Source organism: Streptococcus infantis, assembly GCF_047460405.1.
GTDB classification, from domain to species: domain Bacteria; phylum Bacillota; class Bacilli; order Lactobacillales; family Streptococcaceae; genus Streptococcus; species Streptococcus infantis_Q.
In genome coordinates this window covers 53,461-69,841 of the sequence record NZ_JASHGH010000015.1, presented here as the reverse complement: position 1 = coordinate 69,841, position 16,381 = coordinate 53,461, and the positions used below count along the sequence as shown (strand labels likewise).

14 protein-coding genes are annotated in these 16,381 nt (G+C 38.4%); 3 read left to right on the top strand and 11 right to left on the bottom strand.

What is annotated here, in order from left to right:
- Window positions 1-96 (top strand): IS3 family transposase (locus QM928_RS07800; protein WP_414273886.1); only part of this gene is annotated, 96 nt, incomplete at its 5' end.
- A gap of 85 nt (window positions 97-181) precedes the next feature.
- Here the strand turns inward: QM928_RS07800 and QM928_RS07795 are convergent.
- The 3 genes from QM928_RS07795 to QM928_RS07785 all read right to left on the bottom strand — a co-directional run bounded on the left by QM928_RS07795 (window position 182) and on the right by QM928_RS07785 (window position 4,219).
- Window positions 182-1,375, bottom strand: coding sequence for an MFS transporter (locus QM928_RS07795; RefSeq protein ID WP_414294907.1), 1,194 nt, complete (start codon window positions 1,373-1,375; stop codon window positions 182-184).
- 76 nt (window positions 1,376-1,451) lie between these two features.
- The gene (locus QM928_RS07790) at window positions 1,452-2,315 is read right to left on the bottom strand and encodes a MutR family transcriptional regulator (protein ID WP_414294936.1); all 864 of its coding nucleotides are present in this window, start codon (window positions 2,313-2,315) and stop codon (window positions 1,452-1,454) included.
- 2 nt (window positions 2,316-2,317) lie between these two features.
- A complete protein-coding gene (locus tag QM928_RS07785) occupies window positions 2,318-4,219 on the bottom strand; it encodes an ABC-F family ATP-binding cassette domain-containing protein (protein WP_414294908.1) in 1,902 nt (633 codons plus the stop codon).
- A gap of 153 nt (window positions 4,220-4,372) precedes the next feature.
- Between QM928_RS07785 and QM928_RS07780 the strand changes: the two genes are divergently transcribed.
- Together QM928_RS07780 and QM928_RS07775 are read left to right on the top strand one after the other, a co-directional pair.
- On the top strand, window positions 4,373-6,091 hold the full coding sequence (locus QM928_RS07780; RefSeq protein WP_173234270.1) for a phospho-sugar mutase: 1,719 nt from the start codon (window positions 4,373-4,375) through the stop codon (window positions 6,089-6,091).
- A gap of 111 nt (window positions 6,092-6,202) precedes the next feature.
- Complete coding sequence (locus tag QM928_RS07775; protein ID WP_414294909.1) at window positions 6,203-6,550, top strand: thioredoxin; 348 nt, start codon at window positions 6,203-6,205, stop codon at window positions 6,548-6,550.
- Window positions 6,551-6,585: 35 nt separating this feature from the next.
- Here QM928_RS07775 and QM928_RS07770 read toward each other — a convergent pair whose 3' ends face one another.
- The 8 genes from QM928_RS07770 to yycF all read right to left on the bottom strand — a co-directional run bounded on the left by QM928_RS07770 (window position 6,586) and on the right by yycF (window position 16,344).
- Entirely contained in the window at window positions 6,586-9,840 is a 3,255-nt protein-coding gene (locus QM928_RS07770) for a DEAD/DEAH box helicase family protein (protein ID WP_414294910.1), read from the bottom strand.
- A 22-nt stretch (window positions 9,841-9,862) separates the two neighbouring features.
- Entirely contained in the window at window positions 9,863-10,813 is a 951-nt protein-coding gene (locus QM928_RS07765) for an Abi family protein (protein WP_248034296.1), read from the bottom strand.
- Window positions 10,814-10,923: 110 nt separating this feature from the next.
- Window positions 10,924-12,825 carry an Eco57I restriction-modification methylase domain-containing protein gene (locus QM928_RS07760; RefSeq protein ID WP_248034297.1) on the bottom strand — a complete coding sequence of 634 codons (1,902 nt, stop codon included), beginning with the start codon at window positions 12,823-12,825 and terminating at the stop codon, window positions 10,924-10,926.
- 73 nt (window positions 12,826-12,898) lie between these two features.
- Complete coding sequence (locus tag QM928_RS07755; RefSeq protein ID WP_248034298.1) at window positions 12,899-13,153, bottom strand: type II toxin-antitoxin system RelE family toxin; 255 nt, start codon at window positions 13,151-13,153, stop codon at window positions 12,899-12,901.
- Window position 13,154: 1 nt separating this feature from the next.
- Complete coding sequence (gene relB, locus QM928_RS07750; RefSeq protein WP_248034299.1) at window positions 13,155-13,397, bottom strand: type II toxin-antitoxin system RelB family antitoxin; 243 nt, start codon at window positions 13,395-13,397, stop codon at window positions 13,155-13,157.
- Window positions 13,398-13,486: 89 nt separating this feature from the next.
- Window positions 13,487-14,296: an MBL fold metallo-hydrolase gene (locus QM928_RS07745; RefSeq protein WP_248034300.1), complete on the bottom strand. Its 810-nt coding sequence runs from the start codon at window positions 14,294-14,296 to the stop codon at window positions 13,487-13,489.
- Window position 14,297: 1 nt separating this feature from the next.
- Complete coding sequence (gene vicK / locus QM928_RS07740) at window positions 14,298-15,647, bottom strand: cell wall metabolism sensor histidine kinase VicK (RefSeq protein WP_248034301.1); 1,350 nt, start codon at window positions 15,645-15,647, stop codon at window positions 14,298-14,300.
- Window positions 15,640-16,344, bottom strand: coding sequence for a response regulator YycF (gene yycF, locus QM928_RS07735; RefSeq protein WP_075231732.1), 705 nt, complete (start codon window positions 16,342-16,344; stop codon window positions 15,640-15,642). Before yycF ends, vicK begins: the two co-directional genes overlap by 8 nt.
- Window positions 16,345-16,381: the final 37 nt, after the last annotated feature.

Here is a 16,381-nt window from a genome sequence, read left to right as displayed (position 1 = left end):
ATTGTAAACTATATTGATTATTACAACAACAAACGAATTAAGGTAAAACTAAAAGGACTCAGTCCTGTGCAATACAGAACTAAATCCTTTGAATAAATTAATTGTCTAACTTTTTGGGGTCAGTACAAAAGAGAGTTGATACGATACGTTTTATAATGGGCAGATTTACTTAATTTTATCTTCAATTTTGATTTTGCTCACCCGAATCCTTCTTCTGTCTTTGAATATAGATTATCGATACCAACGAAAGAAAAATAACTCCAAGTCCGATAATCAAAAAGGAAGCTAAGTGCACACTTGGTAAAAATGTCATCACACCTTTTGCAATCGGCATAAAGAGAATTGCCAGTGTAAAAATGGTACTCAATACCCTCCCCAGATAGTCTCCGTCAACCTTGGTCTGTACCTGCGTAAAGAAGTGAATATTAAAAATCGTCATAAATAGTTCACAAACAAGGTTTCCTGAAAAAGTTAGAAAATTTGGCAGTGGCAAGCCCATCATGAAAACTCCTACTCCTGTGAGGATCAATAAGAACAAAAGTGTATTCATACTGGATTTAAATTTATTTGCTATCAGTGCTCCGACGATTGAGCCAATCGCACCCATGGTTAAGATAGTTGCATAGGCTCCGTCTACACCATAAAGTTTATTTGAAAAGGGTAGCAAAAATTCAAAAGCTGCAAAAAAGAAATTCACGCTGGAAGCCACTAACAAGAGAAAGAAAATTTCTTTTTGATGCCAGATATAGTGCAAGCCATCTTTGATATCTGCAAAAATATCTTTCCCTGTAAAACTCTTCTGCTCTTGAACCTTTGGTTCTTCTTTGGGAAGTAAAGCGACTAGGGCAAAAGCAATGAAAAAGGTCAAAGCATCTAATAAGAGCGTCAGATGGAGACTTGCAAATTGTAAAACAAGGAAAGAAAGCACCGGAGAACTGACTCCTACAACCTGTAAAACTAACTCCAAGCGAGAGTTATAGGTCACTATCTCGTCCTTTGCTACAACTTCCGTTATGATAGCTTTATTGGCAGTGCGAGAAAATGCAAAGGCAACTGCCTGAACAATATTAGCAAAAATCAAAGCGCCAATCATCAAGCTATCATTTCTTATAAAAGAAATAACTAGACAGAGAATCCCACAAACCAAGTCTGTTGTCATCAAAATCTTGCGACGGGAAAAACGGTCTGAAATCACGCCTCCAAAGGGATTAACTAGTATGGATGTAACGAGTTCAGAGATCTGATAAATCCCTAGAACGGTTTGCCCAATCGTTCCCATCGATGCCAACCAAACACTATTTCCATAATCATAGAGCATATTTCCTAATTTGTTAATAGCTCCGCGACTAATCAACTGTACTGCATATCGATTCATAAAAACTCCTCTCAAATTTTGAAACTATTGTATCAAAACTTGGAGGAGTTTCTCATTTTTCCCATATTTGGGAAAATTAATCTTTGACAAATTTCTCGTAGTGTTCCTGATAGTAGGCTACTTGCTCTGGAAGACCTAGTAGGTCAAAAATACGCATGGCTTCCTGCATTTGTTTACAACCTTCTTCTTTTTGCCCCTTCTGATAAAGAGCAAATCCCTTAAGAAAGTGGAAAACATTACGCTCATAGAGTTTGATGCTCTTACCTATAATTTTCTCTATATAAGCTTCAAAGTAGCTGGCATTTTCAAAAGCAAGATGTTCTAAACAATGCTGGTAACAATTAAGAGCTAAAATCAAGACCAGTTTTCGATGGCGACCAATTTCTTTGTAGAAATCTTCCCTCTCCATCACTTCTCTACCAAGGCGAGCAACATAGTCAACATCATAGAAGCTATAGAGATTGCCAAACAGAATCAACTCATACATGGTCCATTCGTCTGTTTGAAAAAGATAATCCGCCACCTTATCCAGATCTGTTTGCTTCATAGTGAAGCTAGCATCTCTTTGACAAATCAGACCTTGTAACAAAATCCAGTTCAGCTCAAAATAGAGGGGATTTGTTGAACTCTTAGCTTTTTCAAGTTGTTCTTCTTGAAGTTTTTGAAAACCTTCAATATCATTTGAGTAGTAAAGTGGAATAATCTGAGCCATCAAGCTGACATGCTCATGATGTTGAAAATTTCTGGCCTTATCCATGAAATTTTCGATTGTGACATGAATATTATCCAAAATCTCAAAGAAACGTGAGACTGCTAGATCAGACTCCCCAAGCTCAAAGCGAGATAACTGAGAGGTAGAGCAAGACTCCCCTGCTGCCTCCTTTAAAGAATAATTTCCACTTGTCCGAAATTCACGAAATACTTTTCCAAGATGTTCCATCTTTACACCTGCTCTGATAATTCTTCCCATTCAAGCATAGCTTCTTCCTGACGATGGCTGATTTTATCCAGCTCAGCCTGTAATTCCATCAGTTCGACGGCATCGTTTGTTTCCAACATTTGTTCAGAAATCGCTTGACTTTGACTTTCTAGCTCTTCAATTTCAGCTTCTAGACTTTCGATTTGTCGCATGAGTTTGCGAACTTCTTTTTGACTTTCTTTCTGAGCCTGATAGTCATTAACTGGGCTTGCTTCTTTTGCTTGATTGCTGGTTGAATCTTCCTCTATCTGACTGACTTCAATTTCAGTCTTTTTATCGACATAGTAGTCGTAATCTCCAAGATAGAGAGTCGAGCCATTCTCTGACAATTCCAGTACATGAGTTGCCACACGATTGATAAAGTAACGGTCGTGACTGACGAATAGAAGAGTTCCATCAAAGTCAATCAAGGCATTTTCTAGCACTTCCTTGCTATCAATATCCAAGTGGTTGGTCGGCTCGTCCAGAATCAAGAAGTTGTTGTTCTCCATAGACAATTTAGCTAAAAGCAAACGAGCTTTTTCGCCACCAGATAACATGCCGACTGATTTTTTAACATCATCTCCTGAGAAAAGGAAGGCACCTAGACGGTTACGGATTTCAACTTCCGGCGTCAGTTTAAAATCATTCCAGAGTTCATCTAATACAGTATTACTTGGTGTCAGCTTGCTTTGGGTTTGGTCATAGTAACCAATTTCAACATTAACCCCAAATCGCTTTTCCCCCTTGATAAAAGGAATCTGGTCCACAATAGACTTGATAAAAGTTGATTTGCCAATACCATTTGGACCGACGATAGCGACAGCATTCATCTTACGAAGGTCTAGGTTAATCGGTTGTGACAGGACTTCCCCATCATAGCCAATAGCTGCATTTTCAACAGTCAAAACAACATTGCCCGACGTTTTTTCAGACTGGAAGGTCATATTGGCTGATTTCTTGCCAGCTTCTGGCTTGTCCAAACGCTCCATTTTTTCTAGTTGTTTACGACGAGATTGGGCACGTTTAGTCGTTGAAGCTCGGACTAGATTGCGGTTGACAAAATCTTCCAGAGCGGCAATTTCCTTTTGTTGCTTTTCATAGTTTTTTGCTTCAGTAGCTAGCTTTTGCTCCTTCAGCTCAACAAAACGAGAATAATTGCCCACATAGCGATCCAAGGAATGCTTGGTCAAATCTAGCGTAATTGTCGCAACCTTGTCTAAGAAATAACGGTCGTGGCTAACAATAATGAGCGCGCCGCTATAGTTTACCAAGTAATTCTCTAGCCAAGCAATAGTTTCAATATCCAAGTGGTTGGTTGGCTCGTCCAATACCAAGAGATTTGGTTTTTCAAGAAGCATTTTGGCTAGAGCCAAGCGAGTGTTTTGGCCCCCAGAAAGCTCGGCAATTTTCATCTGCCACATAGATTCGTCAAACTTGAATCCATTTAAAATCGCTCGAATATCAGCTTCATAGGTAAAGCCGCCTGCTTGGCGAAAATTCTCAGATAAGCGATCGTAATCTGACATCAGTTTATCCAAATCCTCACCAGACTTTTCACCCATCTCCAGCTCTATCTGACGAAGTTGTTTCTCCGTCCGACGCAAGTCATCAAAGACATAAAGCATTTCATCGTAGATGATATTTTCAGACTCAAAACGGCTATCTTGGGCTAGGTAAGACAGAGAAATATCTTTTTTCTTATTGATTTCTCCACTAGTTGGCTCCTCTTCTCCAACCAAAATCTTCAAAAGAGTAGACTTACCTGCACCATTTTTCCCAACAAGGGCTATCCGATCACGTTCATCAACCTGCAGATTAATATTATCAAAAAGAACCTCTCCTGCAAAAGAACGTTCAATTTTATTAGCTTGTAAAATAATCATACAAGTAGTATAGCATGTTTCCCTAAGGCATTCAAGACTTGATAAACAGGCATATGTCACTACTTTTCTGAAAATTATGCTGCCGTTTTACTAAAACGCTAAAAAGTGCTATAATGTGAACGGTTAAAACAATTTACAAAAAGGAGAATTTTAATGTCTTACCAAGAAAATTACCAGAAATGGGTTGATTTTGCGGAGCTTCCTGACTACCTTCGTCAAGATTTGGAAAATATGGACGAAAAAACAAAGGAAGATGCCTTCTATACAAATCTTGAGTTTGGTACTGCAGGTATGCGTGGCTTGATTGGTGCTGGTACAAACCGCATCAACATCTACGTTGTTCGTCAAGCTACTGAAGGATTAGCTCGTTTGATTGAGTCTAAAGGTGGAAATGAAAAAGAACGTGGTGTCGCAATCGCCTACGATAGCCGTCACTTCTCACCAGAGTTTGCCTTTGAATCTGCGGCAGTTCTTGCTAAACACGGCATCAAATCTTACGTATTTGAAAGCCTTCGTCCAACTCCAGAATTATCATTTGCAGTTCGTCACCTCAACTGTTTCGCGGGTATCATGGTCACAGCCAGCCACAACCCTGCACCATTTAACGGTTACAAGGTTTACGGTGAAGACGGTGGACAAATGCCTCCACACGACGCAGACGCTTTGACTACTTATATCCGTGCAATCGAAAACCCGTTTGCTGTTGAAGTTGCTGATGTGGAAGCTGAAAAAGCTTCTGGCTTGATTGAAGTCATCGGCGAAGCTGTCGACGTAGAATACCTTAAAGAAGTTAAGGACGTTAACATCAACCCAGCCTTGATTGAAGAATTCGGTAAAGACATGAAGATTGTCTACACACCACTTCATGGTACTGGTGAAATGTTGGCTCGTCGTGCCCTTGCCCAAGCAGGATTTGACTCTGTTCAAGTCGTTGAAGCGCAAGCAACTGCCGATCCTGACTTCTCAACTGTAAAATCTCCAAACCCAGAAAGCCAAGCAGCCTTTGCCCTTGCTGAAGAACTTGGTCGTCAAGTTGGTGCAGACGTTCTTGTCGCAACTGACCCAGACGCTGACCGTGTTGGTGTTGAAGTTCTTCAAAAAGATGGTAGCTACCTCAACCTTTCAGGTAACCAAATCGGTGCTATCATGGCTAAATACATCTTGGAAGCCCACAAAAATGCTGGAACTCTTCCTGAAAATGCAGCGCTCTGCAAATCTATCGTTTCAACTGACTTGGTAACGAAAATTGCTGAAAGCTACGGGGCAACCATGTTCAACGTTCTGACTGGTTTCAAATTTATCGCTGAAAAAATCCAAGAATTCGAAGAAAAACACAATCACACTTACATGATGGGATTTGAAGAAAGCTTCGGTTACTTGATTAAACCATTCGTACGTGATAAAGACGCTATCCAAGCTGTTCTAGTCGTTGCTGAACTTGCTGCCTACTATCGTTCACGTGGTTTGACCCTTGCTGACGGTATCGAAGAAATCTACAAAGAGTACGGCTACTATGCAGAAAAGACAATCTCTGTTACCCTTTCAGGTGTCGATGGTGCTGAACAAATCAAAGCGATTATGGCTAAATTCCGTAACAATGCTCCAAAAGAATGGAATGCAACAGCTATCACGGTCGTAGAAGACTTCAAAGCTCAAACAGCTACTGCTGCTGACGGTACTGTTACAAACTTAACAACTCCTCCAAGTGATGTGTTGAAATACACACTTGCTGACGGTTCATGGATTGCCGTTCGCCCTTCAGGTACAGAACCAAAAATCAAGTTCTACATTGCAGTTGTAGGGGAAACAAACGAAGAATCACAAGCTAAGATTACTAATATCGAAGCAGAAATCAATGCTTTTGTAAAATAAGGCCCTATAAAAGATGAGACCAACCAATCTCATCTTTTTTTCGTATCAAATCTAAGCAATTTTAGAAACTTTATGGCATACTAGACATATCAATGAAAGCGAGGTAATCTCATGGAACAATTTTTAGATAACATCAAAGACCTTGAAGTCACTACAGTTGCGCGTGCGCAAGAAGCTCTTGATAAAAAAGAAACTGCAACCTTCTTTATCGGTCGCAAAACTTGCCCTTACTGCCGTAAATTTGCTGCTACATTGTCAGGTGTCGTAGCTGAAACTAAAGCTCACATCTACTTCATCAATAGTGAAGAACCAAGCCAACTCAATGAGTTGCAAGCATTCCGCTCACGCTGCGGAATCCCAACTGTACCAGGCTTCGTTCACATTGCTGATGGACAAATCAATGTCCGTTGCGACTCTTCTATGTCAGCACAAGAAATCAAAGAATTTGCAGGCTTGTAAAAAAGATATAAAAAAGAAGGTCAATGCCTTCTTTTTTAATTATTTTCAAAATAGGAATCAACCAACTCCTGAATCCTTCCTTCTTTAGCAGCAGGAATGGTATCTTCTAAAACAAAGTTCTTTCTACTAATATCTTGGGAGAGATTTCCAAAGATAAAATTAGTGGAAATGTTGTAGATAATTTCTGAAGGCGCAAATCCATAAACTTGATTTTCTAGGATATGTTTTAAGCGTTCTTCAGGATTTGGAAAGGCTTCTTGCATACCTACGCTATTATAGAGACGTTTAACCAATTCTGCAATATAGAGGCCTGATTTCATATACAAATCAATAAATGTCTTAGATGAATCATCAAAGATTCCTGGGTTTTCTTTTTCAAGATCATCCACCATTCTCTTTACCACTCGTTTAGGAGTGAAAATCTGATTGGTTTTCTGCGGTGGAATATAGTCAAAAATATCTTCTTTCTGATCTTTAAAATAATCTGCCAATTCCTCTTTCTTACGAAGAAATTCTTGAATGGCTTCATCAAACGTTGCTCGATCGAATAGATGTCCTGTAAAATCTTGCCCACCATCTCTCAAATATCTAAATTGATCAATCGTAATCCCTGTTACTTCATAAAAAACATGTTCAGGAACAAAGGTGTCAAAATTATCAAGTGTTAGAGATGGATCACCATAGGCCATAATAAAACTAGGAATTGTTCTTGCAAATCCTCGAAGGTGATCACGAATCTCATCCTGAGCGGATTGTTTCAACTGCTCCACACGTTTTATCTCAACTTGTTCGATAAATTTCTCAGGCATTTTTTCCACTTCTTTTTTGAGTGTTTGTTCTAATTTTTCTTTGTGAATGAGATTATTTTCTTCTAAACGTTTTTCAAGAACTTCTTGAATCTTATCTTTCTGTTCCTTATCATTTGTTTCCTTGAGCTGTTGTTGCAACTCTTCCTTGATATGAGCTTCAGAAATTTTACGTTCTATCTCATTTTTTCGAACTTCATTCTCAAATGTTTTGGAAATTTCTTTCTTGATTTGGTCTGTTTCCCGAGTTTTCAGATCATATCCAGCTTTCAATTCCCCTACTATCACTGAAGAAACTGTCTTGCTCAAGTCATTGACCAGCTGTTTTTGAGTTTTGTCTTCATTCTCAGTGACCAACTCTGTAACTGACTCACCCAGCGCATAAACTTTTTCACCAAAAAGTCGCATCTGCTGATTAACTACGATTTCATGGTCAACTACTGCATTGCCCTCATCATCGACTGTAACATCTGAAAAGTCTAGTAGTGCAGAAGGTGTTTGTAACTTGCCTTCCTTTTCAACTGGAAGCTCATTTAAAATATCTAGAACGGTTTGACTAGCTTGGAAAATTCCACTGATATTATCAAAAAGGAGATTGGACATAAAGCCTCGTTTGAGAACTTCTCTAGCTTTTATCTGACGAGGTATGGTTAGAACCGCCTTGGCATCAATTTCAACCATCTTACCTGCACGGTCTTCTGCTATAACAGGGAAGAAATTTAGTAATTCTCTAATATTTTCTTCACGAGTTGCGGAAGTTCCTCCACCTCCAGCAGTTGCAAGAGATAAGTTATTGGCAAACTCATCGAAGAGAATCAAGGTTCTTTCTGGCGCAAAGTCAAATACATAGGCTCTTTCTTTGCGGAAGTGATTTCCTTTGTTATCACTCCATGAATATGGATTCTGAGCACGAAAGGCAGCCTGCATATAGAGAGCAGGTGATTTCAAGTTTGATAACATCAATACGCCTGTCCATTCAGGGATAGTCACACCTGTCGTCAACTGACCGACTGATAGGGTAATGGTTTTGTCATTCTCTGCTATCGCTTTTCTAACCAAGTCTAAGGATTTGAGTTTGACCTTATCATCTTCCTCTGACATACGTCCGTCACCAGCAGCTAGAACAATCTCATAATTTTCATAGATGGGGTGTTCTTCTAGTAGTGCTTTTAAGGCCTTAGCTGAGGCTACACGCTCCAACAACCAAAAAGTATGCTTGAGTTCGTTCCGAAGTTCTTTGGTTGAAAATGGATACTTTTCATTGCTTGATAGAGTATCTAACCAATTTATAACATCTTGTTCATGGACAAATTTCCCTTTATCATCTGTAGCGAAAAATTCACTCAAGTCAAAAGCATAATCGATATTTTCACCATCTAGTTGAGCACCTTTTTCTAGCTCTTCACCAATCATCTGGGACATTTGATAGGTAAAGAGATTCAACTGAGGCAAGCTTTCATATGGATTTTCCTCTTCTTGTTCAGGAGACCAAGTAGATTTGGCAGACTGTTCATCCGCATAAGACCAGTTATAGATCTGCTCCTCTGTAAAATCTCCCTTAGCTAGTGCCTTAAATGGAGTTCCAGAAAGATGTAAAGTAAAATTCCGACGAATCTTGTTAAAGGCTTGATCTGTCTTAAAAGTATCAACTCCTTCATGAGCCTCATCGATGACCAACAAATCCCAATGTAGGTCAGTTACCCATTTGAGTTTATTATGCTCTCCACCTAGATAAGCAGAACCTTTCAAGTCTTGAAGACTGATAAAAGCAAGTTGTCGTACATCATCATCTAAAAGGCCAACAAATTCTTTTCGTGACAATGTTGGACGATTTTTAAGGCTATCTGACTCTGAAACAAACTTGTAAGTCGTTTGACCTGCTATGAATGTTTCGAAATCATCATACCACGAATTAGCAATGGCAGGTCTGTTTGTTACAATCAGGACATTGACAGCTTCCATCCGACGAGCTAGGTCATAGGTAGACAAGGTCTTACCAAAGCGTGGCTTGGCATTCCAGAGGAACTTACCTCCTGGGTGATTCTTGAAATAAGCTACCGTTTTAGCAACTGCTTCTTTTTGCTCTTGTCGCAGAGTATAGTCCTGTCCTTGGCCGGGCTGATACCCTGACAAATCATGCTGAACAAACTTATCAAAAAGATTTTTAGATTTTTCAGGAGTTCCATTAAAGTAAAACCATTCCGTCTTAGGACGACGCTCCACATCATGGAAAGAAAGGAAATGGTGGAAATCATGATCCTTAAAAGTTTTTCCTTTATCAGGTTCTTCCGTATATGCTGCAGCAGCCGTCCATAAGATATCTGTATCTATATGAGCAGTATGCGTTTGTTCTTTAATCCGTTGCGTTACATCACGCTCCGTATAACCAATCTTAATCCAGCCCTCATTACTGGTTACAGTCGGTGTAGTGTAAGCATAGATTTTAGGATCAATTTTCTTTTTTGTTTTAATCTCAACTGACATACGTGTTCCTTTTAAAATGAAATTAGGCTAATTTTTCCAACTCAGTTAAGTCGATTCCCATAGTCTTTAAAATGTCGTTAAATACTACTGTTTTGAATTCATCAGCGTACTGTTTAAATAAATGCATCAAAGCTTTATATAATCTTTGAAAATCTTTTTTATCAAGTACAACTTTTAAAAATAGAATGACCACTATGAAACGTTTATTATCATATCTGCTAATCCCAAAATGATTTGCTATCTGGGAAACTCTGACACTTCTTAAATTAACATTATACAGTCGTTCATCATGTGCACAGATATTTCTAACTAAGTTAACCACTTTCAAACAAGCGCTTAAATCTGCACTAGAAAGTCTAAATGTATGATCTTTATTTTGTGTTCTGTACTTGTCTGTATAAAACTTTGCAATGATATTCTTCATGCTATCCGTTAAAATATTGTAAAAATTAGCAATGTTTCCCATCGTAAGAAAATTAACCAAAACCCAAAGTGGGACTTCTCCATGCTCTTCAATGTAGTGCTTAATAGCCCCTGTCCTATCTACCTTATCATGAATAGTCTTTGTTAAGATAGAGATTTGTTGAAGAACCTTTTTAGGGTCATTATCGACAAAATTTGCAATATCTAAATAAGCATTCTTCCGAGAATATTTTTTGGAAAATTCATATGCAATCGTAGTTTTTATTGAGTTTTCGAATATCAATAAATATTTCAATAATAATATTCGTAATTCCCTGTCAAATAAAAATAGGGCTTTGAGTTCGTTAAAATGAGTATCTTCTTGATAAAGTTCAGGCTCAACAGGGAGATTATTGCTATCCTTTACTAAAAATAAATCTTTGTAGCCGTTTATAACATTGTAATAATTTTCTTGTTCTAAAAATCTCTTTGGTTTGCCATTCGTTGGGACCACAACTCCCCTATTTCTTAAAATCGTTAATTGTTGATTGAATGTTTTATGTTCCTTCAAACTAATCTCCTATAAAACAAAAAGGGTCAGGGCATCGTATGCTTCCTGACCTAATCCTATGCAATCTATTATAGATCATTGGGCGCTATATGTCAAATAAAAGTATTTTTCTAGTCCATCTCCCTTACATGGGTCTCAATAAAGGCAATTTCCTCAGGGGAAAGGTCATATTTTTGATAGAGCTGACGGTCAATGTCAGCCACTGATTGTGTCCAATCAATGTCCGAATTGACCGTAAAGTCTTGGAGTGGGACTTTAGCCCACTTATCACGTGTATTATCCTGAGTAACTTTTAAGACAGCGAGTAATACTCTAGCAAATTTACTCTTTATATATTTTAAACAGTTTAATGCTTCCTCTTGACTACTAAACTGACCAATCGAAATGTATGTTTCAGTAAAAGCTGAAAGAGGTTCTATAACAAATGGTTCTCCTATCAAAATTACAGAAGTGTTATTATTCGCAATGCCAGTTCCATACGCTTTTGGTAGTATAACTCTCCAATTCTCATGACCTAAAGGTTTGTTTATATAATCACTTTGTATATATCTATACACTCGATTGTTTTGATATCTACCATATACCTTAGTAAAATTTTCTTTCTTTTCATTAATCGAATCAAAGAAAATTATGTCAGTAAATTTATCAAATGCACCTGTACCAATATCATTTTTATGCCCCTTTGATTGTATACTTTCAATCTGAGGAAAATCCAAATGCGCTTTTTCTGTTAATCTATAGATACCTCTACCTGAAATAATATTATTCAAAGTTGATGGAGTGTTACTTTCTACTTTCTTTGAAATACTATTTAGCTCCGGATGACTGGTAAAGGAGCCTATAGGCCCAGAAATTTTATCTTCATTCCTATATAGAATTACAACACCTCCAGAAATGCCAACACCCGGAAATACTTTTGATGAGTCTTGCTCATAGAAAACAACCTTTAATTTTTCGTCTTCAAGCATTTTCTTATTCCATTTTTTAGGAGTAGATCCTGCATTAAATAGAAAACGAGCAGGGGTAATAAGTAGGTATTTTTTTGAAATCTCTTCAGCAGAGTCATAAAATAAATTATATATAGCATCATCACGAGCAGATGTCCCACTATCTATTTGATACGGCGGATTTCCTATCACGACATCAAATTTCATTTCACTTTCCTCACTAGATAGGCGCTCAAAACCTATCATCTTATTCTTTTTCCAGTCTTTGATTTGGGTTTTAGATTCTACTGCTTGTTCTACTTCCAGCTCATCTGAAAACAAGCTTAGCTGTTGAGATTGCTTTTGTGTACCTGAGTAAGGACTGATTTTATTCAATCCGTCCATCTGAAAGACGTTATAAGAGATAATGGTTGCAATTTCTTTCTTTTGCTCTAATGTTGGTTGATTTCCAGTCTTAGCTAGATAGTAATCCTCAAAGGTTGCTAAAAGATTTTCACGCGCCAAAAGCAGGGAATCTCCTTGATACTCATAGCCATAGGAAGCACGGTAAACTTCTTTTACAAGTTCATAGAAGGTGGCTTCTTCTGTAACCTCACGACTAATGCGCTGTAATTTTCTATCAACAAAACCAACTCGCTCAGACAGTGGAATTTCCTCTCCGGTTACTGTATCATAGCGGGTTACCATATAAGGAGCCTCACCACAGGTAATTTCTAGCCAGCGGACTTTGATATATTCTTCAAGCGCTAGAACTTCAAGTTCAGCTTCCACATAAGCATTTTGCTTTTCAACCAACCATGTAGGCGTAAATACTTCCGCTCGAATCTTGGTTCTATCTTTTTGCTCATACTTAGACTTTTCCGAACGAGGTTGAATCAAGCTTGCATAGGTTCCCGTCACCCTACTTGGAGTGATGCGATCACTTGGAGCAAATCCTTTTCCCAACAATTCATAAGAATGTGTCGCCCAAACAATATTTTTCTTTGTCGTTCGATCTTTTAAAAGAATTTTTAATAAGTCAGCCGACTCCAGAGCCAACTGTTCTTCACTAATATCTATTGTCATAAGCAACCTTTCTTATATTGTAAACCCTATTATATCATATTTTAGAAAATGAAAATTTATTTGGAAAAGAAATTCAAGAATTATCTCTACGATGACCTATTTCTAAAGTAGAGACTATCAGTTCATCATCTACAATGTGCACAATAACTCGATAATTACCAATCCGGTACAGCCATTGCCCACATGGATTCCCCACCAAAGCTTTCCCATGCCTTCTTGGATCCTCTAAAACGTTATTTTCTAGATACTTTTTAATTAGTATCTGCGTATAACGATCTAATTTCTTTAGTTGTTTGATAAATCGTCTTGTTGGAACTAGCTTATACAAGTTAATCTTCCTCCAGACCTAGATTATGCATCATTTCTTCCCAAGTAATGGGTTTAAGTCCTTTTTCCAAGTCTTCTAAATGCTCTTGATAAGCTAAATCTGCTACACGAGCATCATATTCATCCTCTAAAGCTTCTAAAGTTTTTGTTCGTATCAACTCGGATAGAGAAACTCCTTCAAACTTAGCCATGGCTTTCATAAATGTTTTATCTGCTTCGGAAACTTTTAATGTAATAGTCGGCATGTTTCTTCTCCTAGAATTATTGGTAATACCATTGTATTACTTTTTAAGAACCCAGTCAATATAAAAAGAACACCTCTCGGCGTTCCTTTCTATATATCAGTCAGTGGTGTTGCGGTGTCTGGTGAAGTATCGTAAACTTGAAAGTCTACTCCTACTCCCAGATCTGCCTGAGCTAACTGATTGACCATGGTCATGTGGGCCAGTTCCTTGATATTATTTTCCTTGGACAAATGGCCTAGGTAAATTTTCTTGGTACGATCACCTAGTGTGCGAATCATGGCGTCTGCTCCATCCTCGTTTGAGAGGTGACCAAGGTCAGACAGGATGCGTTGTTTGAGTCGCCATGCGTAGGATCCTGCTCGTAGAATTTCCACATCATGATTTGACTCGATCAGATAGCCATCTGCATTCTCGACAATGCCAGCCATACGGTCACTAACATAGCCCGTATCCGTCAGCATGACAAAGCTCTTATCATCCTTCATAAAGCGATAAAACTGGGGCGCGACTGCATCATGACTCACACCGAAACTCTCAATATCGATGTCACCAAAGGTTTTGGTTTTCCCCATCTCGAAAATATGCTTTTGAGATGAGTCAACCTTACCAAGATACTTACTGTTTTCCATAGCCTGCCAGGTTTTCTCATTGGCATAAAGATCCATTCCGTACTTACGAGCCAGAACGCCCACGCCATGGATATGGTCTGAATGCTCATGCGTAATCAAGATAGCATCCAAATCCTCTGGTTTACGATTGATTTCACTCAAGAGGCTTGTAATTTTTTTGCCAGAGAGTCCCGCATCTACTAAAATTTTCTTTTTTGGTGTTTCCAAGTAAAATGAATTTCCACTGGAACCCGATGCTAAAATACTGTATTTAAAACCGATATCACTCATTCTAGTCTTCTAGTTCATCCTCCCAAATCTCTTCTTTCACGGCATCCTTATCGTATGGAAGTACGATAGTAAAGGTAGATCCCTTGCCATATTCACTCTTGGCCCAGATAAAGCCTTTATGTTGCTTGATGATTTCCTTGGCGATAGCCAATCCTAGTCCTGTTCCTCCTTGAGCACGACTTCTAGCCTTATCAACCCTATAAAAACGGTCAAAAATCTTTGGTAAATCTTCTTTAGGAATCCCAAGTCCTTGATCTGAAATAGATAAAATCATCTGATCATCTGTAGTTTTCATGTTAACAGTGATTTTTCCACCATCTGGTGAATACTTGATAGCGTTATTCAGGATATTGTCAATCACCTGGGTCATCTTATCTGTATCAATCTCAATCCAAACAGAAGTAATCGGATAATCTCTCACCAACTCGTACTTCTTCTCCTCATCTTGACTTTTCATTTTATCAAAACGATTAAGGATAAAGGTGATAAAGGCCGTAAAGTTTATCAACTCAACATCTAAGTGACTAGTTGCGTTATCAATCCGTGATAGATGCAAGAGGTCCGTCACCATCCGCATCATACGGTTGGTTTCATCCAAAGAAACCTTGATAAAGTCTGGAGCAACTGGTTCTGTCAGCGCTCCTTCGTCCAAGGCCTCAAGATAGGATTTTACACTGGTCAAAGGTGTACGCAACTCATGACTAACGTTCGAAACGAAAAGCCTTCTCTCACGTTCTTCCTTCTCTTGTTCAGTCGTATCATGTAGAACTGCTACTAAACCAGAGATAAAGCCAGACTCTCTACGAATCAAGGCAAAACGAACGCGCAAACTGATATATTCGCCATTAAGATTCTGCGAATAAATCATCAGCTCAGGGCTCTGAGTAATAAGTTCTCTCAGCTCATACTCTTCTTCAATCTTGAGTAACTCTAAGATATTTTGATTAAGAGCATCATCCCTTTCAACTCCAAGTTGTCTCTTGGCCATGTCATTAATCATGATAATCTGACCACGACGATTGGTCGCAAGCACTCCGTCTGTCATGTAGGACAGGATACTATGCAACCTTTTACTCTCTTGTTCCAGATTTTCTTGAGTCAGACGAATGACTTCAGACAAATCATTAAGATTGTTAGTGATATTAGTTATCTCTGAGCTTCCTTGCATATCCAAAACCTGAGAATAATCACCATCAATCAAATCTTTTATTTTCTGATTGATCTGCCTCAAACGAATATTATCACGACGACTCTCAAGCAAGAGAAAAGACACTAACAGAATAAAGCCAATTAAGATGAGGATAAAGATAAAGTCGCTCGTCAAAATTGTTTGTCTAATTACTTCAATCATTATTTCTCATATAATATCCTACTCCACGACGAGTTAGGATGTATTCAGGTCTGCTTGGTGTATCTTCAATCTTCTCACGCAAGCGTCGAATGGTTACATCAACTGTACGGACATCTCCAAAATAGTCATATCCCCAAACGGTTTCAAGAAGATGTTCTCGGGTAATAACTTGTCCAAGATGAGAAGCTAAATGATGCAAGAGTTCGAATTCACGGTGGGTTAGGTCTAACTCTTCACCATATTTCTTAGCCACGTAGGCATCTGGTAAAATCTCCAAATCGCCAATCTGCAGACTTTGTAATTTCGTTTCAGGTTCTTGGCTATCAACTGAGACAAGATCTGTACGACGGAGAAGAGCTTTAACACGGGCCTGTAGTTCACGATTTGAAAACGGCTTGGTTACATAGTCATCCGCCCCAAGCTCAAGCCCGATAACCTTATCAAATTCGCTATCCTTTGCTGAAAGCATGATAATGGGAACACTACTTGTCTTACGAATAGTTTTTGCGACCTCAAGTCCATCAATCTCTGGAAGCATCAAATCCAAGATAATAATATCTGGTTGCTCAGCTTCAAATTGTTCAAGTGCTTCACGACCATTAAAAGCAGTTACAACTTCATAACCTTCCTTGGTCATATTAAATTTTATAATATCTGAGATGGGTTTTTCATCATCTACAATTAGTATTTTTTTCATTTAGTCACCTTTTTCCTTATCTCATTATACCAAAAAA